This is a genomic window from Bacillus sp. FSL K6-0042, from assembly GCF_038006685.1.
GTDB classification, from domain to species: Bacteria; Bacillota; Bacilli; order Bacillales; family Bacillaceae_G; genus Bacillus_A; species Bacillus_A pseudomycoides.
This window is the reverse complement of record NZ_JBBOVS010000001.1, coordinates 1,149,499-1,169,189: the sequence shown is the minus strand read 5'-3', so window position 1 is coordinate 1,169,189 and position 19,691 is coordinate 1,149,499. Positions and strand designations below refer to the sequence as shown.

The 19,691-nt window shown below is 33.7% G+C and carries 22 protein-coding genes; 16 read left to right on the top strand and 6 right to left on the bottom strand.

All coding sequences use genetic code 11. From position 1 onward, the window contains the following. Positions 1-9 precede the first annotated feature (9 nt). The 3 genes from fosB to MHH45_RS06195 are packed head-to-tail and all read left to right on the top strand — an operon-like array spanning position 10 to position 1,629. Positions 10-426: a metallothiol transferase FosB gene (gene fosB / locus MHH45_RS06205; RefSeq protein ID WP_033671126.1), complete on the top strand. Its 417-nt coding sequence runs from the start codon at positions 10-12 to the stop codon at positions 424-426. Between the two features lie 25 nt (positions 427-451). Then, entirely contained in the window at positions 452-994 is a 543-nt protein-coding gene (locus tag MHH45_RS06200; protein WP_016114586.1) for a short-chain dehydrogenase, read from the top strand. 17 nt (positions 995-1,011) lie between these two features. Further along, positions 1,012-1,629, top strand: a complete 618-nt coding sequence (locus MHH45_RS06195) for a phosphoserine phosphatase 1 (protein WP_088094323.1) — start codon at positions 1,012-1,014, stop codon at positions 1,627-1,629. A gap of 57 nt (positions 1,630-1,686) precedes the next feature. Here the strand turns inward: MHH45_RS06195 and MHH45_RS06190 are convergent, their stop codons facing one another. Beyond that, a complete protein-coding gene (locus MHH45_RS06190) occupies positions 1,687-2,316 on the bottom strand; it encodes a CotG/ExsB N-terminal domain-containing protein (protein ID WP_016131336.1) in 630 nt (209 codons plus the stop codon). A 190-nt stretch (positions 2,317-2,506) separates the two neighbouring features. On the opposite strand from MHH45_RS06190, the gene cotH reads away from it, so the two are divergent. The 8 genes from cotH to MHH45_RS06150 all read left to right on the top strand — a co-directional run bounded on the left by cotH (position 2,507) and on the right by MHH45_RS06150 (position 11,255). Then, the gene (cotH, locus tag MHH45_RS06185; RefSeq protein ID WP_016114589.1) at positions 2,507-3,583 is read left to right on the top strand and encodes a spore coat protein CotH; all 1,077 of its coding nucleotides are present in this window, start codon (positions 2,507-2,509) and stop codon (positions 3,581-3,583) included. Positions 3,584-4,471: 888 nt separating this feature from the next. Continuing rightward, positions 4,472-5,089: an NUDIX hydrolase gene (locus MHH45_RS06180; RefSeq protein ID WP_016114591.1), complete on the top strand. Its 618-nt coding sequence runs from the start codon at positions 4,472-4,474 to the stop codon at positions 5,087-5,089. Positions 5,090-5,340: 251 nt separating this feature from the next. Then, the gene (locus MHH45_RS06175; protein ID WP_016114592.1) at positions 5,341-5,943 is read left to right on the top strand and encodes a DedA family protein; all 603 of its coding nucleotides are present in this window, start codon (positions 5,341-5,343) and stop codon (positions 5,941-5,943) included. Positions 5,944-6,039: 96 nt separating this feature from the next. Then, entirely contained in the window at positions 6,040-7,419 is a 1,380-nt protein-coding gene (locus MHH45_RS06170; RefSeq protein ID WP_016114593.1) for a putative polysaccharide biosynthesis protein, read from the top strand. A 184-nt stretch (positions 7,420-7,603) separates the two neighbouring features. Continuing rightward, positions 7,604-8,545: a magnesium transporter CorA family protein gene (locus MHH45_RS06165; protein ID WP_016114594.1), complete on the top strand. Its 942-nt coding sequence runs from the start codon at positions 7,604-7,606 to the stop codon at positions 8,543-8,545. 200 nt (positions 8,546-8,745) lie between these two features. Beyond that, positions 8,746-9,642: a permease gene (locus tag MHH45_RS06160; protein WP_016114595.1), complete on the top strand. Its 897-nt coding sequence runs from the start codon at positions 8,746-8,748 to the stop codon at positions 9,640-9,642. A gap of 3 nt (positions 9,643-9,645) precedes the next feature. Continuing rightward, positions 9,646-10,515 (top strand): TIGR03943 family putative permease subunit, encoded by an 870-nt coding sequence (locus MHH45_RS06155; RefSeq protein ID WP_016114596.1) that lies wholly within the window; start codon positions 9,646-9,648, stop codon positions 10,513-10,515. A gap of 233 nt (positions 10,516-10,748) precedes the next feature. Next, positions 10,749-11,255 carry an acyl-CoA thioesterase gene (locus MHH45_RS06150; RefSeq protein WP_016114597.1) on the top strand — a complete coding sequence of 169 codons (507 nt, stop codon included), beginning with the start codon at positions 10,749-10,751 and terminating at the stop codon, positions 11,253-11,255. A gap of 85 nt (positions 11,256-11,340) precedes the next feature. Here MHH45_RS06150 and MHH45_RS06145 read toward each other — a convergent pair whose 3' ends face one another. Continuing rightward, positions 11,341-11,427: a YjcZ family sporulation protein gene (locus MHH45_RS06145; protein WP_000505094.1), complete on the bottom strand. Its 87-nt coding sequence runs from the start codon at positions 11,425-11,427 to the stop codon at positions 11,341-11,343. Between the two features lie 160 nt (positions 11,428-11,587). Between MHH45_RS06145 and cls the strand changes: the two genes are divergently transcribed. Together cls and MHH45_RS06135 are read left to right on the top strand one after the other, a co-directional pair. Next, positions 11,588-12,772: a cardiolipin synthase gene (gene cls / locus MHH45_RS06140; RefSeq protein WP_098116879.1), complete on the top strand. Its 1,185-nt coding sequence runs from the start codon at positions 11,588-11,590 to the stop codon at positions 12,770-12,772. A 32-nt stretch (positions 12,773-12,804) separates the two neighbouring features. Next, complete coding sequence (locus MHH45_RS06135; protein WP_016114599.1) at positions 12,805-13,263, top strand: spore coat protein; 459 nt, start codon at positions 12,805-12,807, stop codon at positions 13,261-13,263. Between the two features lie 49 nt (positions 13,264-13,312). Here MHH45_RS06135 and MHH45_RS06130 read toward each other — a convergent pair whose 3' ends face one another. Then, a complete protein-coding gene (locus MHH45_RS06130) occupies positions 13,313-14,098 on the bottom strand; it encodes an SDR family oxidoreductase (protein ID WP_003197135.1) in 786 nt (261 codons plus the stop codon). A gap of 187 nt (positions 14,099-14,285) precedes the next feature. Between MHH45_RS06130 and MHH45_RS06125 the strand changes: the two genes are divergently transcribed. Next, positions 14,286-14,465, top strand: coding sequence for a hypothetical protein (locus MHH45_RS06125; RefSeq protein ID WP_016114600.1), 180 nt, complete (start codon positions 14,286-14,288; stop codon positions 14,463-14,465). A 299-nt stretch (positions 14,466-14,764) separates the two neighbouring features. Continuing rightward, positions 14,765-15,385, top strand: a complete 621-nt coding sequence (locus MHH45_RS06120; RefSeq protein ID WP_016114601.1) for an NAD(P)-dependent oxidoreductase — start codon at positions 14,765-14,767, stop codon at positions 15,383-15,385. Between the two features lie 25 nt (positions 15,386-15,410). Here MHH45_RS06120 and MHH45_RS06115 read toward each other — a convergent pair whose 3' ends face one another. From MHH45_RS06115 to MHH45_RS06105, 3 genes are all read right to left on the bottom strand, one after another. Then, positions 15,411-15,893 (bottom strand): DUF456 domain-containing protein, encoded by a 483-nt coding sequence (locus tag MHH45_RS06115; protein WP_003197140.1) that lies wholly within the window; start codon positions 15,891-15,893, stop codon positions 15,411-15,413. A gap of 1 nt (position 15,894) precedes the next feature. Then, on the bottom strand, positions 15,895-17,202 hold the full coding sequence (locus MHH45_RS06110; protein ID WP_016114602.1) for a hemolysin family protein: 1,308 nt from the start codon (positions 17,200-17,202) through the stop codon (positions 15,895-15,897). A gap of 212 nt (positions 17,203-17,414) precedes the next feature. Next, positions 17,415-18,302 carry a hypothetical protein gene (locus MHH45_RS06105; RefSeq protein WP_016114603.1) on the bottom strand — a complete coding sequence of 296 codons (888 nt, stop codon included), beginning with the start codon at positions 18,300-18,302 and terminating at the stop codon, positions 17,415-17,417. A 348-nt stretch (positions 18,303-18,650) separates the two neighbouring features. On the opposite strand from MHH45_RS06105, the gene cbpA reads away from it, so the two are divergent. Beyond that, positions 18,651-19,298, top strand: coding sequence for a cyclic di-AMP binding protein CbpA (gene cbpA / locus MHH45_RS06100; RefSeq protein ID WP_003197146.1), 648 nt, complete (start codon positions 18,651-18,653; stop codon positions 19,296-19,298). Positions 19,299-19,691 lie beyond the last annotated feature (393 nt).

Here is a 19,691-nt window from a genome sequence, read left to right as displayed (position 1 = left end):
GGACTTATGTTGATAAATGGCTTTAATCATCTTTGTTTTTCGGTTTCAGATTTAGAAAGATCTATTCAATTTTATGAAACAGTATTAGAGGGAAAGTTATTAGTAAAAGGAAGAAAACTCGCATATTTTGATATATGTGGAGTGTGGGTGGCACTCAATGAAGAAGCGGGTATTGCACGAAATGAAATTCATCAGTCATATACACATCTTGCATTTTCTGTTAAACAAGAGGATTTTGGTCGACTATTAAAGCGATTAGAGGAGAATAAAGTTCATATTTTACAAGGAAGAGAACGTGATGTAAGAGATTGTCAGTCTATTTATTTTATTGATCCAGATGGACATAAGTTTGAGTTTCATTCAGGTACACTGCAGGATCGCTTAAAGTATTATAAGGAAGCAAAATCACATATGAAATTTTATTGATGAAATAAAGGAGGATGGGAAGAGCATGCATGCGCTCGTTATTGGAGGAACAGGGATGCTGAAGAAAGTGTCCGTTTGGCTTTGTAATCAAGGGCTTTATGTTTCTGTTATTGGACGAGATAAAGATAGGTTAGAAGGTGTGAAGAATACGTGTAATGCTCCAAAAAATGTTACATGTATTTCTCTTGATTACCACGATAGCGACATTTTAAAACAATCTATTAAAGATACGATTAAACAAAATGGACCTATCACATTAGTCGTAGCTTGGGTACATACAACCGCTAAAAAGGCGCTTCAAGTAATTTGTGAAGAAATGGAATTACATTCTAAATCCTATAGTTTGTTTCATATATTAGGGAGTAGTGCATCTCGATTGGAACGTCAAAAAATAGGAAGTGCTTTCTGTAATTATCATAGAATTTTATTAGGATTTATTTTACAAGGTGAACATTCAAGTTGGTTGACTCATGAAGAGATTGCTGAAGGGGTTATAGCAGGAATTCAGAGTAAACAAAGTGATTATATTGTAGGAACATTAGAACCATGGGAATTACGACCGATTTAATGGGAGGAAGGAAACAAATGAAAACGACATTATATGTAACGCGTCATGGAGAAACAGAATGGAATATAGCAAAGCGTATGCAAGGAAGAAAGAACTCAAATTTAACTGATAAAGGAATGTTACAAGCAAAACTGCTAGGTGAACGTATAAAGGATATACCACTTCATGCGATATATAGTAGTCCAAGTGGGAGAACAATGCATACAGCAGAGTTAATAAAAGGGGAGCGAAATATTCCTATTATAGCAGATGACCACTTTTATGAGATTAATATGGGGATCTGGGAGGGGCAAACGCTTGTTGATTTGGAAGCGCAGTACCCAGAGGAGGTACATGTGTTTTGGAATGAGCCGCACCGTTTTTGTTCGACATCAGGCGAAAGTTTTTATGATGTATATAACCGGGTGATGGAAGGAGTAAACCTTCTCTTAGAAAAACATAAAGGAGAAAGCATTTTAATTGTATCACACGCAGCAGCTGCAAAATTGCTTGTGGGGCAATTTGCTGGTCTTTCTGTTGAAAGAGTGTGGGATGATCCATTTATGCATAGTGCGAGCTTAAGTATCATTGAATTTGAAGGGAAAGAGGCTAGTGTTAAACAGTTTGCCAATATAAGTCATTTTCAGCAAGTATAAAAAGACCGCAATAGAGCGGTCTTTTTACGTTTACTGTTAACGATAAGGGATAAAGAATTAGCAATTACGTTTTCTAAACCAGAAGTGATCGCATTTTTTCCGTTTGCAAGATGAATGTTTGTGACGATTGCAATCATGGCAGCTTGAATGACAGTCATCATCCCATGAGTGATCGCAAGATTTTTTATCATGATTACGGATGAAAACACATTTTTTACAGAAACATTTTTTCACACGTGTCCGTTTTGTAACACAAGAGGATTTTTTCACACGTGTCCGTTTTGTAACGAACGTACATTTCTTCACCCGCGTACATTTTGTAACACAAGTGCACTTTTTCACACGTGTCCGTTTTGTAACAAATGTGCATTTTTTAACGCGTGTAACTTTTGTAACGAATGTCCACTTTTGTACACGTACACGAGTACGCTTCGTAACAAACGTACATTTTTTCACCCGCGTACATTTTGTAACGAACGTACATTTTTTCACCCGCGTACATTTTGTAACGAACGTACATTTTTTCGCACGTGTACATTTTGTTCGAGGACATTTACAGCTTGTTGTACATTTATGACCAGAAAATTTATTATCGTCACAATCAAACTTACTTGGGTCTTGATGTAAAAATTCTTCCATCCCTGCGCTTTTGATTTCCTCAACGGCTTTTTGAATATCACGTTTCATAGAAACCCTCCTTATCGCTAATTAAAATGAAAAAGTGTCCTTTTACATTAATCAGGGTATGAGGAGAGAATTTCTTCTGTATGAGATAAGAGCTTAGATTTCAATAAAAATAGACATATAGCGGATATATGGACATGGACAAAGCAATGAGCATACATTAAATGGAGAAAAAAAGAAGGGATGGGAGAACATGTTGCCTTCTTATGATTTTTTTATTCATCCGATGTATCTTGTTGAATTAAAGAAGGACATTTGGTCTGATAGTCCAGTGCCTGCTAAATTAACATATGGGAAAAGAAAGTATGATATTGACATTGTATACCGGGGAGCACATATTCGAGAATTTGATAAAAAATCATATCATGTTATGTTCTATAAACCGAAACAATTTCAAGGGGTGAAAGAGTTTCATTTGAATTCTGAGTTTAAGGATCCGTCAATTATAAGAAATAAATTATCGCTTGACTTCTTTAGTGATATTGGTGTACTTTCGCCAAAATCCCAGCATGTTTTTATTAAAATTAATGGTCAAATTCAAGGGGTATATTTGCAATTAGAATCTGTTGATGAGCATTTTTTGAAAATCCGTAAATTACCGAGTGGGTCAATTTATTATGCGATTGATGATGATGCGAATTTTTCTTTAATAAGTGAGCGTGATCAAGATGTTAAAACAAACCTATCTGCAGGCTATGAGTTTAAATGTGCGAATGAACATAGTGAAGAACAGCTTAGTGAATTCGTTTATCAGGCAAATGCACTATCACGAGAAAAATATGAAAAAGAAATAGTGAATTATCTTGATGTTGAAAAATATTTGCGATGGTTAGCAGGTGTTATTTTGACTCAAAACTTTGATGGATTTGTTCATAACTATGCATTGTATCATAATGATGAAACGCATTTGTTTGAAGTGATACCATGGGATTATGATGCTACATGGGGGCGTGATGTAGAGGGAAGGCCACTTAATCATGAATACATTCGAATTCAAGGGTATAATACATTGAGTGCCAGAATTCTTGATATACCAGTATTTCGAAAACGTTACCGCAATATCCTTGAAGAAATTTTGGAGGGAAAATTTACGGTTTCTTTTATAAGGCCACAAGTAGAGGGAATGTGCGAAGCGATTCGTCCGTATCTTATTCAAGATCCTTATATGAAAGATAAAATAGACATTTTTGATAAAGAAGCAGAAATGATTTTTCAATATATCAATAATCGTCGGCAATATATTGAAGAACACCTCCATGAATTAACATAATGTGAAAAGGGATTGATTCGTTATCAATCTCTTTTTTGTTATCCCGCTATTGGCGAGTAGTAAGATTACTATATTAAAATTTATATTAGGTGAAGGAGGGAGCAAGAAACGAAAGATTAAAGATTCATCTTATTTGAGTAGGTTTCAATTGCTCGACGTTGTGGAACATCAAAGTAATAATGCGTCTATTAGTAAAATGATTGTAGGGGATTGGTAATTTCTAGGGAGCGCACCATTCTTTAAGTGTATATGGAGATTAGTCTTTCATTGCTCAAAAAAGAGTGCAATTAGAGTAATGATCTAACAAAAGAATGGTTATATATGGTAAAATGTAAACGGATGGGACAGGGAGATTTGGTTCATTAGAAATATAATGAATATTTTAATAAACGGCCTTTTAATAAAATAATTAGAAAAAGAATGCGTGCCTATAATAAAGATCTTAAAACGTATGATATTCGAGAGAAATTAAGATATATTCATTTCCCTACTCTCATTTTGTGTGGTCAACATGATGTTCAATGCCCAGTTTTGTATTCAAAGGAAATACATAGCTTGATTTCAGATTCAAAATTAGTAATTTTTGAAAATAGTAATCATTTTCCTTTTGTTGAAGAGAAGGAATCTTTTGTAACAGCTATCCAAAAATTTATAACTATTTAATTCGTTTATACAAATGAAGGTGAACTTTTTATATTTTTTATTTCTTAATCAACAATATGAATTAACAGAGGTTATAGTAAGATTTTTAAGGAATGGTGTATATTCTGTTATTTTTGCTAAGTATAGTTTAGTTTTAAGTGAACAAGTAGTCTATTTTTTCGTTTGCAGTGAAATTACGTATTGTTCAATGTGAGTAGAGAATATCTTTCCTAGGATGGTGAGAATATGGAAGCGAAATGGATCGATTGGGTAAAACAAATACAAGCCATTGCTCAGGCTGGTTTAACGTATTCAAAAGATGTGTATGATATGGAACGTTTTCAACAATTACGTGATCTTTCAGTTACGATGATGTCTCATTATACGAAGACAGATTGGGAAGTGGTAGAGAGATTATTTGCCAATGACATGGGTTATCAAACACCAAAAGTAGATATTCGGGCTGTCGTGTATCAGGATGAAAAATTATTATTTGTGAAAGAAAAAAGTGACGGGAAATGGGCTCTTCCAGGTGGTTGGGCAGATGTTGGCTATACGCCAACAGAAGTGGCAGCAAAAGAAGTGTGGGAGGAAACGGGTTATAAAGTTGATCATTTTCGATTATTAGCAGTATTTGATAAAGAAAAACATTATCCATCACCATCAGCAATGCATGTATATAAAATATTTATTGGTTGTGAAATTGTTGGGGGCGAAAAACAAACAAGTATTGAAACGGAAGAAGTGACCTTTTTTGGTGAAAAGGAAATCCCAGAGTTATCGACTGCTAGAAATACAGAGTGGCAAATTAGAGAGATGTTTGCCTGTATGAAAGATAGGAATAAAAGCTCCTTACTTGATTAAGAAAATATGTAAAGATAAGAATAAAGATATTTTAACAGTACTCCAACAGAAGTTCCCTTCCTCAAGCACATGCAGGTCATAGTCCAGGGATCATTCACAGCGTATAAATCTCTTTTTCTTTCTATTCGTGCCTGGTATATTTATAATGAATTGTACATATTTTGGGTAAAGAATGAGGAATATATTGGCATGCATAAATCTTTGTGGGATAATAAGAAGGTATGTAAGCAGAAAAGGAGATAGAAAAGCAAATGTTAGCGAATTTAATAGAGCAGTTATTGCAATTTTTTGCAAGTTTAGGATACTTTGGAGTTGCTTTAGGGCTAATGATTGAAATTATTCCGAGTGAGATTGTCCTTTCTTATGCGGGTTTTTTAGTTGCGCAAGATAAAATAAGTTTTATTGGGGCAGTAGTCGCCGGTACAATTGGCGGTACATTAGCACAAATCTTTTTATACTGGTTAGGATATTACGGAGGGCGTCCAGTAGTTGAAAAATATGGTAAATATTTATTGATTAACAAGCATCATTTAGATGTAGCCGAAAGTTGGTTTAAACGTTATGGTGCGGGGGTAATCTTCTCTGCCCGTTTCATCCCGATTGTACGTCATGCAATTTCAATACCAGCAGGATTAGCGAAAATGCCTTTAAAACTTTTTACACTATATACAGTAGTTGCGATTATCCCGTGGTCAATTCTCTTTATTTATTTAGGAGAAAAACTAGGTGGGAATTGGCGCCATATTAAAGAATATGCAGCTGATTATACGCATTACATAATTATTGGGGCAGTGCTCTTTATTGCTCTTTATTTCGGTTTAAAGGTATTGAAAAAAAGAAAAACAGTTCGTTAAAGCCAATGATTTCATTGGCTTTTTTTTATACGTTTCAGTTCTAAAATAAAGAAGTTGTCCATAATGTGTAGTAATAAAGCGTAGCGGGGGAATGAAATGAAAGGATCACCGTTTTTACGTGGAACATTATTTTTAACGATGGCAACGATGATATCTAAAATGCTTGGATTTATATATGTTATCCCATTTACAGCGATGGTTGGTACTAGTGGATACGTATTATATACATATGCATATCGGCCATATACAATTATGCTGAGCATTGCAACGATGGGATTGCCACTTGCTGTTTCTAAAATGGTTTCAAAATACGACGAGTTAAATGATTATCATACAGTAAAACGAGTGCTAAAAAGTGGACTGTTTTTTATGGTTTTTATGGGAATTGTTTCATTTCTAGTTCTTTATATGTTAGCTCCATATCTTGCAAAGCTAGTGATCGTCGGAAGTGATCAAACTGGTAATAGTATGACTGCTGTGACGTATAATATTCAAATTGTTAGTTTTGCATTATTAATTGTACCAGTAATGAGTTTATTGCGCGGTTTTTTTCAAGGATTTCAATCTATGGGACCGTCAGCATCTAGTGTAGTTGTGGAACAGTTTTTTCGTGTCTTAACAATCTTAATAGGAAGCTTTGTTGTTTTGCATATTTTGAAAGCGTCTGTTTCGTTAGCGGTTGGAGTTTCAACTTTTGGTGCATTTATGGGGGCGGCGGCAGGATTGACTGTTTTGATAGGGTTTTATATGAGAAGGCGGAAATATTTAAAACGGAAAGAGATTGCCAGTATCCCGCAGACAACGAAGCCCTTTTTTGCTTTATACAAAGAGCTATTTACGTATTCAATTCCATTTGTTGCTGTTGGGTTAGCGATTCCGTTGTATCAAACAATTGATACATTTACAATCAATAAACTTTTAATAGAGATAGGTTACGTACAAGGTGAAGCAGAAAAAATAAATGCAATAATTGGGCTTGTCCAAATGGTTGTACTTATTCCTGTATCCGTTGCAACAGCTTTTAGTATGTCTCTCGTTCCTGAAATGACGAAAGCTTATACAGCTGGAAATGAACAATTATTATATAGGCATTTCACGAAAACCAATTTACTTGTTGTAGGGATTACAATTCCCGCAGCAATTGGAATGATTATATTAGCCCAACCTATATACACTCTTTTATTTGGAGTAGGAAATGATCCAAGTTTAGGAAGTGTTATTTTACGGTACTATGCACCAGCGTGTATATTATTTTCACTGTTTACAGTTACTGCTGCGATGTTACAAGGGATTGATCAGCAACAAAAAACAGTTTTAGGTTTAACCTTAGGAATTATAATAAAGGTCGTACTAAATATTATATTATTGCCGTACTTTGACTACACCAGTTTTATTATCTCAACATATGCAGGCTACACAGTTTCAGTTTCATTTAACTTGTGGATGCTGTCTAAATATGTTATAAAGGCAACATGAGCTTTTGAAAAGACAGAGCAATCTCTGTCTTTTTCTATTTTGAAAGAAATTATGAAGAAAAGCGTTTTCAAAATAATTTTCTATTGAAATTTAAACGTTTGTTTCATATGCTGAAAATAGCGGTTCAAAAACTGTTGTTTAAGTGAGGTAGATTCCCACATGTAAAAAGAATCGGGGTGATAGTATGTTAAATATTTATTTAACAGACCGAAACGGAAAACTACAAGAAATAGAGGAAATTCAAAAAGGTTGTTGGATTAATGTACTTCATCCAACAGAGGAAGAAATTCAATTTCTAGTGCAAACATTGAATGTAGAATTGGATTTTATTAAAGACCCTTTGGATGATGAAGAACGATCCCGGATTGAAAAAGAAGATGACAATGCATTAATTATCGTTGATATTCCAACAGTAAGGCATGATGAAGAAGGAAATTCAATATACGACACGATTCCAATTGGTATGATTGTAATGCCGGAATGTTTCGTTACAATCTGTTTAGAAGAAAATCCGATTTTCGAGCGATTTATTAATCAGCGTATTAAAGAATTTTATACTTTTAAAAAGACTCGTTTTGCATTGCAGCTCTTATATACGATTTCTACTTATTATTTACGATACTTAAAACAAATTAACCGAAAAACAATCGACTTAGAGCACGAGTTAAATAAGTCGATGAAAAATAAAGAAATCTTTACATTATTAGGTCTTGAAAAGAGTTTAGTGTATTTTACAACATCTTTAAAAGCAAACAAAATTGTTATTCAAAAGTTAATGCGCAATAATACGTTTATTAAAATGTATGAAGATGATCAAGATTTACTAGAAGATGTATTAATTGAAAATAAACAGGCCATTGAAATGGCTGAAATATATAGTCATATTTTAAGTGGTATGATGAATACGTTTAGTTCGGTTATTTCTAATAATTTAAACAGTGTTATGAAGTTTTTAACTTCTATGACAATCATATTATCAGTGCCAACAATGGTTTCCAGTTTTTTTGGAATGAATGTTCCAGTTCCTTTAAGTGAAAATCCGCATGGTTTTTTAATGGCTATGATTATATCCGCAATATTATCTTGCGTAATGGCCTTTATTTTTTGGAAGAAACGTTATTTTTAAATTATATGAAAGCTGTTCTAGCATAGTTATCAAACTGCGCTAGAGCAGCTTTTTTGTCGTAATAAAACGTTTCTTATATACGATATGTGTATTGATGAAAAACTTTTTTCCATGATTTGCAGATTTGAAAAGGGCTTGTTCAAATAATAAATTGAGGTTAAAATTACATATTGTTAATGAAAAAATGGAGGAAATACATCATGGAATTGTTTCAGTTACCGAAAGCATTCCTGCAAATGAATACAATCTTTATCTCAATTTTAATTGAAGCACTACCATTTGTGCTAATTGGTGTATTTATTTCAGGATTCATTCAAATGTTTGTGACAGAAGATATGGTGGCGAAATGGATGCCGAAAAATCGATTTCTGTCTGTATTATTAGCTACTTTTCTTGGCATGATGTTTCCAGGTTGTGAATGTGGCATCGTTCCAATTGTAAGACGTTTAATTGGGAAAGGTGTCCCGCCGTATGCTGGAATTGCATTTATGTTAACGGGGCCAATTATTAACCCGGTTGTATTATTTGCAACGTATGTTGCATTTGGAAGTAGTATGCATATGGTGTGGTATCGTTCCATTGTAGCCATTATTGTAGCTATTATCGTTGGACTTATATTATCGTTTATGTTTAAAGATCATCAACTACGTGATGAACATTTCCCAGAGGTGGATCATAAGCGTCCTTTGCGCAAAAAGATGTGGGACGTATGTACACATGCGGTTGAAGAGTTTTTCTCAATGGGGAAATACTTAGTAATGGGAGCATTAATTGCTGCTGCAGTTCAAACATTTGTACAAACTTCAACACTACTTTCTATAGGCCAAGGACCGTTCTCTTCATCAGCTGTTATGATGGGACTTGCGTATATTTTATCACTATGTTCAGAAGCGGATGCTTTTATTGCATCTTCGTTCCAAAGTACATTTTCAACAGCATCACTTGTCGCGTTCCTTGTTTATGGACCGATGGTGGATATTAAAAATATGTTTATGATGCTTGCGACATTTAAAACAAAATTTGTAATTGTTGTGATAGCTGCAGTTACACTTGTGGTTTATGCAAGCTCACTACTCATTTATGCGATGGGGTGGTAGGTTATGTTTCGAGCATATATTTTACTCGGGTTTACAATCTTAATTGCGCAGCTTCATATTTCAGGTAATATAACAAAGTATATAAATATGAAGTACGCATATTTATCAAAAACAGCTGCAATTATTTTAGGGTTTTTAACACTTATTCAAATCATTGTTGTTTTCCAAAAGGAACACAAAAAGGAAAAAGATCAGCACAGTTGTGGTTGTGATCATAGTCATTGTGGACATGATCATTCAAAAGATGAAAACACATGGTGGAAACGAACTTTTGCGTATACATTATTTTGTTTCCCTATTATTTCAGGACTATTCTTTCCAATTGCAACATTAGATTCGGATATTGTTAAAACAAAAGGTTTTCATTTTCCTGTTGCGCAGGCAGAAAGCACAGATCCATTTATGACAAGGCAGTTTCTAAGACCCGATACGAGTATTTATTACGGGAAAGAAGGCTATCGTGGTGTAATGGAAAAAGGGAAAAAAGAATACGTCACAAAAGATAATATTGCCTTGAAGGATGAAGACTTCTTAAAAGGTATGGAAACAATTTATAATTATCCTGGTGAATTTACAGGTAAGACACTTTCGTTTAAAGGGTTTGTTTTCCGCGATGATTCTTCAAAGAAAGAACAATATTTCTTATTCCGATTTGGTATTATTCATTGCGTAGCCGATTCAGGTGTATATGGTATGTTAGTGAAAAAACCAGAGGGAGTAGAGTGGAAAAATGATGATTGGATTCAAGTAGAAGGAACAATTTCAACTGAATTTTATCAACCATTCCATGCAAATATTCCTGTTTTGGAAGTAACAAAATGGAATAAAGTTGAACAGCCGAAAGAACAATATGTATTTAGAGGAGCCGATTGATTGAAAAAATCGGTTCTTTTTTATAGACATAAATTTATGAAAATTGCTAATATATAATATATAGTTCACCTAGTGTAATTTTTATATAGAAGATGAACAAAAAAGCATAGGGTAGTTCCAATGTTCTCATATTAATTAATATATAGGATGTATGGGACTAGGAGAATTTAGGGAGTATTTATTTCGTTTTCATGTTATGAAAGGTTTATGAATGAATTAAAGAGGTGAAGGAAATGGAAGAAACAAATGGGAAAACAGTTAATGAATCAAGAGTTTTTAAAACAAGTCGTGTCTTTCCAACAGATTTAAATGATCATAACACATTATTTGGAGGTAAAATATTAGCTGAAATGGATATGATTGCATCTATCTCAGCAACGAGACATTCACGAATGGAATGTGTAACGGCATCGATGGACTGGGTAGATTTTTTACATCCAGTTCGTTCAACTGATTGTGTGAGCTATGAATCGTTTGTCATTTGGACAGGGAGAACGTCGATGGAAGTGTTTGTAAAGGTAGTAGCGGAAGATTTAATTTCTGGTAAAAAACGAATTGCAGCAACATCTTTTGTTACATTTGTGGCCCTTGGAAAAGAAAATAATCCAGTTCCTGTTCCACGTGTGATTGCGGAAACAGAAGGAGAGAAAAAATTACATGAGATTGCTGTTTTACGTGCGCAGCAACGTCATATTCGAAAAGCAGAAAGTAAGAAAATTGCAACGTTATTAACTTTATAAGTGACCTGAAATGAAAAGCGGACACCTAAATTTAGGTGTCCGCTTTTATAGTTTTTTCATCTGCATATCGCCTTGGGAGAGCTAACTAGCAAAAGCAAGCAGCACCGACGATAATTAAGAGGATAAATAGTACGACAAGTAACGCAAATCCATTTCCATGTGCGAAGCCCATTGTTATTTCCTCCTTTTATTTTAAGATACAACATACAATATGCAAATTCACTCTTGTTTGACAGGGACATATATCACGAAAATATAGATTTTTCTTGTATGTTAACGTGAAAAAAAGGAAAGATATAGGAATAACTGTTTTTGAAGAAAGGATTTTATCCATGAAAAAATGTGTATCCATTTTGTTATGGATCATAGGGATATTCATATGGATGAACATCGATTTAGAGATGGGGAAGAAAATGACTAGTGGGCTTGAAATATCACAAATTCGATATGGAAATTTCCAATTATATACAAATGGAACAGGTTTGTATCAAAATTTGTTTGATGATATAAATCGTTCAGAAAAGTATGTCTATATTCATTTTTATATTGTTGGTAAAGATGAAGTGAGTCGTAATTTTTTACAACTATTAGAGAAGAAAGCATCGAGCGGTGTGGATGTGAAATTATCAGTAGACCGTATAGGTGGCTATAAAATGAAGAAACAAGTGATTCAGCAGTTAAAAGAAAAGGGTGTTAAGTTTACTTTTAGTAAAAAGCCTAAATTAAAGAATTTGTTTTATTCATTGCATCAACGTAACCACCGGCGTATTGCGGTGATAGATGGAAAGATATCTTACATTGGTGGTTTTAATATTGGAAAGGAGTATCTCGGTAAGGATCCTAAATTTGGAAAATGGCGTGATTATCAGTTGCGTATTGCAGGAGATGGAGCGACTGATATGGAACAGAAATTTGCAGAAGATTGGCATGCGGATACTGGTGAAAAACTTTCTTTGTACAAAGGACCATCTCAGCAAGGAAATGCAAAGTATCAATATGTATTTTCAGATGGGAAAGGGTTATGGCAGGAATACGGTGCATTATTAAAAGGGGCTAAAAAATCATTAATCATTGCAACGCCGTATTTTGTACCAAGTAAGGAAATGATGGATGGTTTACAAGAAGCATTGCGGCGTGGCGTGACGGTAAAGATTCTTGTTCCTTTTAAAAGTGATGCTCTGTTACTAAAACAAGCTGCTTATCCGCATTTAAAAAAGATGCTGGATGCCGGTGCGGAAGTCTATCAATACCGGAATGGTTTTTTTCATGGAAAGGTGACAATAATTGATGATATAAGTGTGGATGTAGGAACAGCTAATTTTGATAATCGTAGTTTTTACATAAATACAGAGTCGGACTGTTTTATATATGATAAAGCAGTTGTAGCTGAGGTATGGAAACGACTACAAGAGGATTTTCATAATTCTAAACGCTTAACTGATAAAGATTTTGACAAAATAAATAGCTGGGATTGGTTTCTAGCAAAGGTAGCAAATGTTCTGGCATCCTATTTATAGGCATATATTTAGAGGGAAGGGGGAGCTATGATATGAGATGTATGGAAGAATTAATGAAGTGTAGTTATGAAATGATTCATATGATTGGTGAGTATATGAATAGGGTGGAAGGTGAAGAGTTAAAGGATATATTAAAACAACATTTGCCCTATATTTTACAAGCTTACAATGAACAAGTGAACTTTCAAGAAGGTGAAAATGTACAGCATATGATTTGTGAACAACTGAAGTCCCCCCTTATACAAAATGATATACCGATGAAGAATACAAGTCAGGGTGACATTGAACTTGCTATTTCCTATATTTCGAATTTAAAAAGATTAGCACTCAGATTCGCCCAAGTTGCTGTAGAAGTTGCAAATCCGGAATTCCGATCATTTTTAGAAAACTGCTTTGTTAAAATGAATCGTTATGCATATAGTGTATGGCAATATGTTGTGAAAAAAGAATATACAATAGAGAATATATATGAAGACGAAAGATTTGCATAGAATAAAAAAACAAGACGGCATATGAGCTGTCTTGTTTTTTTGAAAAGAATTATAAGCTTTTTACCATTCCACCATCAACAAGGAATGATTGCCCAGTCATATAAGTATTTGCATCGGATGCAAGGAATGTAGCAAATTTAGCGAATTCACTAGGACGACCATATCTTCCAAGTGGGATAATTGCTTCATATTGTTTTTGAACGTCTTCTACTGCAATTCCGCGCTTTTCGGCAGCTGTTTCATCGAGAGAAGCGATGCGGTCCGTAGCAATACGTCCAGGAGCAATCGTATTAATCAAAATGTTATATGGAGCAAGCTCAGATGCTAACGTTTTTGCTAAGCCTGTAATGCCGACGCGGAATGTATTCGATAATAGTAATCCGGGAATGGGCTCTTTAATAGAAGACGAAGCAATGTTAATAATTTTGCCGCCTTGCTCTTTCATATATGGAAGTACTTCACGAATCATACGAACGTAACTTAATAAATTGAGCTCAAATGAATTGTACCAATCTTCGTCTGTTAATTGTTCAAATGTACCAGGCTTAGGGCCGCCGGCATTGTTTACTAAAATATCAATTGTGCCAAAGGTTTGTACAGTATATTCTACCGCTTGTTTCATGTTTTCTTTGTTTGTAACATCACAAACTGTATACATGGCAGTACCTTTATTAAGAGCGATCAATTCTTTTTGTAAAGATGCTAGCTTTTCTTCATTACGACTAAGTAGCATAACATTTGTTCCTTCTTTTACAAGTTCCGTAGCAATTGCTTTTCCTAAACCTTGACTAGAAGCAACAACTAGAGCAGTTTTTCCAGCTAATCCAAGTTCCATATATATCAACCTTTCTTTGTTATATTATTTTTATTATAAGTGAAAACGATTCAAAATAAAAAACAACTGGCTCTCTTATCAGAAAATTTACAGAAATTTACCGTATCTTTACTCTTTTCTTATATTACCTTCAAAAAAGAGAAGTAATATGAGATTGTACATATTCTATCAAAAGGGGGATAAGCAAATGAATAAATGGGTTAAATCTTTAACTGCTATGGCACTTGCGAGCTCTTTATTTATGGTAGGTTGTAGTAAAGGTGAGGACAAAAAGAAGGATGAGGACAAAACATCGCAGCAAGATGAAAAGAAAGATCAAGAAACGAGCAAGGATAGTAATTCTTCAGATTCAAAGGAAAAAAAATAATATTTTGAATGGTAGGGCTTCCTCAAGTGTTGAGGAAGCTTTTATATATATCCATTTTGCTTTTCCAACATATAAGTCGCTGCTAGGAAGAACAAAAGGTGACCTGCACTCGTTTTTTCTCTTTGTTTTCACTTGGCATGGGACAGGAAGAGGGTCTAACCGCTTTTATGGCGTGGTCGGATGCTCTCTTCCGCCTAAAAAATAGATTTTATGTCGGTTTTTCAATTTGTATTTATATAGTTGCATATTTATCGTTTTTGAGAAAGAATAGAGAGAAATAGTAAGTAAGGAGTACGAAGATGAAAATATGTATATTTGGTGCAACTGGAAGAGTTGGGTCACAGTTAATGAAACTAGCATTACAAGATTCACATGATATCACAGTATTAGTTCGTGATCAAAATAAGCTTATGATGAGACATAATAAGCTACATATCGTAGAAGGGGATGTATTACAGGGAAATGATGTGAAGAAAGCTTTAAAGGGCGCTGAGCTCGTTTTAAGCGCTCTTGGAACAGATGGAAATAGAACATTATCGAATAGTATACCTAGCATTATAAAACATATGGGGAAAGAGGGAGTAAAAAGGATTATTACGATAGGAACAGCAGGCATTTTACAGGCGCGAACAAATCAGAAGATATATCGATTTCAATCGGAAGAATCAAAAAGAAAAACCACAACGGCTGCAGAAGATCATTTAGCTGCTTATGTAGCTTTAAAAAATAGTGAGCTATGCTGGACAATTGTTTGCCCTACACATTTAATTGATGGTGAAGAAACGGGTATATACCGGACGGAGACGGATATGTTACCACTGGATGGATCAAAAATTACGGTAGGAGATACAGCTCGTTTTACGTGGTCGCTAATAAATGAAAAAGTATATGAAAATAGCCGTGTAGGCATTGCTTATTAAAAAAACCATCCCTGAAAAGGGATGGTTAAAAAAGAATGTAACATACAAAAATGATAATCATAATAATTTGTAAAATTGCTTTTGCTACTGTACTGCTTAAGAAGCCGACGACTGTAGCAATTCCGACCATAAACGCTTCTTGTGGTGTCTTTTTATGCATTATTTCTGTCACGAAAACAGACAGAAATGGAATGATAATGAGACCAAATGGTGGGAAGAAAAAGGAGCCGATAATAATAGAAACCATTCCCACACGTTCACCCCATTTGGTACTTCCATATTTCTTTAAGAAGTATCCATTTGCGATAAAATCAGCAACGAAAATAATGATGGTAAAAATGATTTGAAGGATCCAAAAACTTATTGTTAGCTCCCCACCATTTATGCCAAAATGATAAATGAGATATCCAGCCCACAGTGCGAGTATGCCAGGGATAATCGGATAGATAAACGCAATAAACGATACGATAAAACAAGCAATTATACAAAGTGTTAATAAAACGGTCACTTTATATCTCCTTTTTACTATCTAGTTTATGTACAGCAACTTTCTTAATTTGATGCCCGTCAAGTTCTAATGCTTTGAATTGGAAACCAGCATATTCAATTGAATAGCCAACTTCAATATTTAAATCAATTGCCTGAGATAGAAGCCAGCCCCCAATTGTATCTAAATCACTATCATCGATATGTAAACCAAATATATCATTTACTTCTGAAATGAGTACTTTTCCATCCAGTACAGTGAGTTTTGGTGTGCGTTTTTCAATCATTGGCGATTCATCTGCATCAAATTCATCTTGAATTTCACCAATAATTTCTTCAATAATATCTTCCATTGTTAATAGGCCAGCTGTCCCACCGTATTCATCCATTACAATCGCCATTTGCACATGATTCTTTTGAAGATGAATTAATGTTTTACGGATTGGTACTGTTTCAAATACAGTTAAGACCGGATGTATATATGCTTCTAAAGGTTTTTGAATCCCCTTCGTTTGATCGTGAAAAATTTCTTTTGTGTTTAGCATCCCGATAATATCATCTTTATCTTTTTCAATAATCGGATAACGTGTATATTTTTCAGATGCCACGATATCCATATTTTCTTCTAATGTATTTTCGGTAGATAAACAGACCATTTCTGTGCGAGGTACCATAATTTCTTTGGCAACACGATCATCAAATTCGAAAATATTGTTTACATATTTGTATTCAGTCTGATTAATTTCACCACTTTTAAAGCTTTCACCTAAAATAAGTCGTAATTCTTCTTCTGAGTGAGCAAGTTCATTTTCTTTTGCTGGTTCTAAGCCGAATAGTTTTGTAAAGAATACGGCTGTACTATTAAGTAACCAAATGAAAGGATACATGATTTTATCAAACCAAATGAGTGGTTTGGCAAATTTTAATGTAATAGCCTCGGCTTTTTGAATTGCAAAAGATTTTGGAACAAGTTCCCCCAATACAACATGGAAAAAAGTGATGACACTAAATGCAATGATAAACGATAGCGTATTAGCCATTGCTCCAGTAATATTTATTTTTTCAAATAGTGGTCGTAGTAAGTGTTCAACAGTTGGTTCACCAAGCCAACCAAGCCCTAAAGACGTGATAGTAATACCAAGCTGACAGGCTGATAAGTATACATCTAAGTTAGAAACAACGCTTCTGGCAGCTAGTGCTTGCTTATTTCCTTCATTTGCAAGCTGATCAATTCGGCTTTTTCGTACTTTTACAACCGCAAATTCAGATGCGACGAAAAAGCCAGAAATGAGAATAAGTACAAAAATGAGAAAAATATTTAATATGTCCAAGTGTGTTCTCTACTCCGAAGTTGGAATAAAGATGTCACCTCCTGCAAGTATGTTATACTTTTATAATAAATCGAAATGAAAATAATAGTCAAAGGAAATGAGTAAATATTGGAATGTTTTTCTAACCATACATGAATTTGTTGGTATTTTACCCTGAATGAAAGGGGAATAACCCTCCATTTTTAAAAGGAGGGAGATAGCATGAAGCTTAATTACTTTATCAGTGTTTTTGTGATAGTGTAAGTTTGATGTTTAGACTGGTTTGTTGTCCACACGGATTGAAGAAAGGAAAGAATGATGTATGGAATATAAATGAGTAGCAGTCCAATTGTGACAACGGTTGGGGAACTTCCTCCAAATTGAATAATAAATTGTAGTAATCCTTTCGTATGAAAAATACATTCCATATAAAAAAATGACAGAATAATGGAGCTTAAAATAGATTTATGATTTGAAACAATTGCCATAAATAATGTATTAATGAGAAAAGATGAATCACGTAAATCATGTTCTGCAGTTTTATTTAAAAACGGAATCCATTTTTTAATTGCCTGTATAACAATAATCATTGATGTACTACCTATGATGATGAGAGAGGAGAGGAATGGAATTGTTATGTACTTTGCGATGTATAAAGAAATTAAAACAATAGAACATTGTAATAAAGCAGTACTGAATGAGTATGGAATCCAGTGCAATATTGAAGTGTATTTTTTTAGTTGTTTTGGTACCTTTAAGAATAAACGTCCCATTGTTAAGCTAATTGAAAAACCAATTGCGAGTGTGAATGTAAAACGCACGATTGATAAAAAGTATACTTCCCACATATAAGGGAATAGAAGTGTAGATTGTCCTGGAGCATGTACAGTTGTGGTTGAATTTATAATAGGTTGTGATGAAAAAAGAATGGATTCATGCATCCAATCAATCATCGGGATGAAAATGGATGGAAAATGAGCGAGATTATGAAAAATCCCAAGTAAACCTTTCAAATAAGAAGACTCATGAGTTAATAATAAAGAAGGAATAGGGCTTATGATAAGAATAACAAGGAATCCTACAAAAAAGCGATATGTGTAAGAACGAAATAAAGAAGACATAAAGGCTCACCTGCTCTTTGAAAATTCAGAAAATTCTTATTCTTATTTTAGCGCTTTTTTGTGAAAGTTACAATATCTTTTTCTTTACATATGGGTATAAGCTAGGATTATAAGTGATTGTCTTTATTTTCAGCCATAGTCAGTAACTAGCTTAAGTATGATAAGTTGCTTATATTATTTGTTGTACAGAATGATAATCTACTAAATTTCTCAAAAATGAATCATTCATGAACAAATAATGACAATAATATGAAAAGCTTTCAGAAAAATAAAATAAATCATTTATTTTTTTCTGAAAATATAATATAGTTATGGCACAGAAAGTATTTTAACATAAGGAGGCTTTTTATGAGGATTAAAGGAAATTATGTGCCAAAAAGAGAAGTTTTATATTGCTCCATTTCATTTACAATAGGTGAAGCATTGGATCATTTAAATAAAACGGGTTATCGTTGTGTGCCAGTTTTAGATGAAAAGAAAGAGAAATTTTTAGGGAATGTATATAAAGTAGATATTTTAGAATATAAAGGTTCATTAGAAGATGATTTATCAGAATTATTAAATGATAAAGAGGGCTATGTGAGAGAAGACTCTTCTTTCTTTAAAGTGTTCTTTACAATTAAGAAGTTACCATATTTGTCCGTTATCGATGAGAAAGGGACATTTCTTGGAATCTTAACTCATAAAAAGGTATTTGAGTTATTAGAGGATGCATGGGGTGTTCATTCTAGCAGGTATTCTGTTATGGTGGGAACCCAAGATTATAATGGAGCGATTCAAAAACTATCTACAGTTTTGAAAAAATATAGTGGCATCCAAAGTTTAATGACATTTGATAATGATGCGTTATTAGTACGCAGAATTATGTTTACACTAGGCGAAGAATTTAAACCAGAAGAATTAGATTCATTGCTTAAAGATTTAGAAGACCATGGATTTCGCGTTGTATATGTAGAAGAAATGAATAATCCACGTGAAGTGGAGACAATAGAATAGAAGATACAAAGCCATCTGTATAATTTAGATGGCTTTTCGTTATACATAAAAAAAGAAATAGTAATGTTATTTCGAGATAACAAAATGAATCATTGCTTATTTGTTTCTAAAATATTTTCCTAAAAGAATAATAGACGAGGAAGGAGAACTTATTATTTTGTTTTTCAAAAAATTCCATATAAAAAATATGTTTTTATTTTTCAACTAAATATGTTACTATATGTGTGACAAAAGCAAAGAAGTCTGACAAGTTTACTCCATGGTTTAACACTCTAATGATTCAAATATTCAAAAAAATCAAAATTTATAAATTAGAGTAATAAAAAGGAGAAGTGGAGAAATTATGGAGAAAGACATTGCTTTTTAAGGGGCATATATAATCAACATGAGTAG

Bases quoted from the DNA above. Each gene is read 5' to 3' on its own strand.
- MHH45_RS06145 (WP_000505094.1), bottom strand. From the start codon at position 11,427: ATGGGCTTCGCACATGGAAATGGATTTGCGTTACTTGTCGTACTATTT.
- MHH45_RS06150 (WP_016114597.1), top strand. From the start codon at position 10,749: ATGGAAGAAACAAATGGGAAAACAGTTAATGAATCAAGAGTTTTTAAA.
- cotH (WP_016114589.1), top strand. From the start codon at position 2,507: ATGTTGCCTTCTTATGATTTTTTTATTCATCCGATGTATCTTGTTGAA.
- MHH45_RS06200 (WP_016114586.1), top strand. From the start codon at position 452: ATGCATGCGCTCGTTATTGGAGGAACAGGGATGCTGAAGAAAGTGTCC.
- MHH45_RS06180 (WP_016114591.1), top strand. From the start codon at position 4,472: ATGGAAGCGAAATGGATCGATTGGGTAAAACAAATACAAGCCATTGCT.
- MHH45_RS06190 (WP_016131336.1), bottom strand. From the start codon at position 2,316: ATGAAACGTGATATTCAAAAAGCCGTTGAGGAAATCAAAAGCGCAGGG.
- MHH45_RS06160 (WP_016114595.1), top strand. From the start codon at position 8,746: ATGGAATTGTTTCAGTTACCGAAAGCATTCCTGCAAATGAATACAATC.
- cls (WP_098116879.1), top strand. From the start codon at position 11,588: ATGAAAAAATGTGTATCCATTTTGTTATGGATCATAGGGATATTCATA.
- MHH45_RS06105 (WP_016114603.1), bottom strand. From the start codon at position 18,302: ATGTCTTCTTTATTTCGTTCTTACACATATCGCTTTTTTGTAGGATTC.
- cbpA (WP_003197146.1), top strand. From the start codon at position 18,651: ATGAGGATTAAAGGAAATTATGTGCCAAAAAGAGAAGTTTTATATTGC.
- MHH45_RS06165 (WP_016114594.1), top strand. From the start codon at position 7,604: ATGTTAAATATTTATTTAACAGACCGAAACGGAAAACTACAAGAAATA.
- MHH45_RS06195 (WP_088094323.1), top strand. From the start codon at position 1,012: ATGAAAACGACATTATATGTAACGCGTCATGGAGAAACAGAATGGAAT.
- MHH45_RS06155 (WP_016114596.1), top strand. From the start codon at position 9,646: ATGTTTCGAGCATATATTTTACTCGGGTTTACAATCTTAATTGCGCAG.
- MHH45_RS06170 (WP_016114593.1), top strand. From the start codon at position 6,040: ATGAAAGGATCACCGTTTTTACGTGGAACATTATTTTTAACGATGGCA.
- MHH45_RS06175 (WP_016114592.1), top strand. From the start codon at position 5,341: ATGTTAGCGAATTTAATAGAGCAGTTATTGCAATTTTTTGCAAGTTTA.
- MHH45_RS06135 (WP_016114599.1), top strand. From the start codon at position 12,805: ATGAGATGTATGGAAGAATTAATGAAGTGTAGTTATGAAATGATTCAT.
- MHH45_RS06130 (WP_003197135.1), bottom strand. From the start codon at position 14,098: ATGGAACTTGGATTAGCTGGAAAAACTGCTCTAGTTGTTGCTTCTAGT.
- MHH45_RS06120 (WP_016114601.1), top strand. From the start codon at position 14,765: ATGAAAATATGTATATTTGGTGCAACTGGAAGAGTTGGGTCACAGTTA.
- MHH45_RS06125 (WP_016114600.1), top strand. From the start codon at position 14,286: ATGAATAAATGGGTTAAATCTTTAACTGCTATGGCACTTGCGAGCTCT.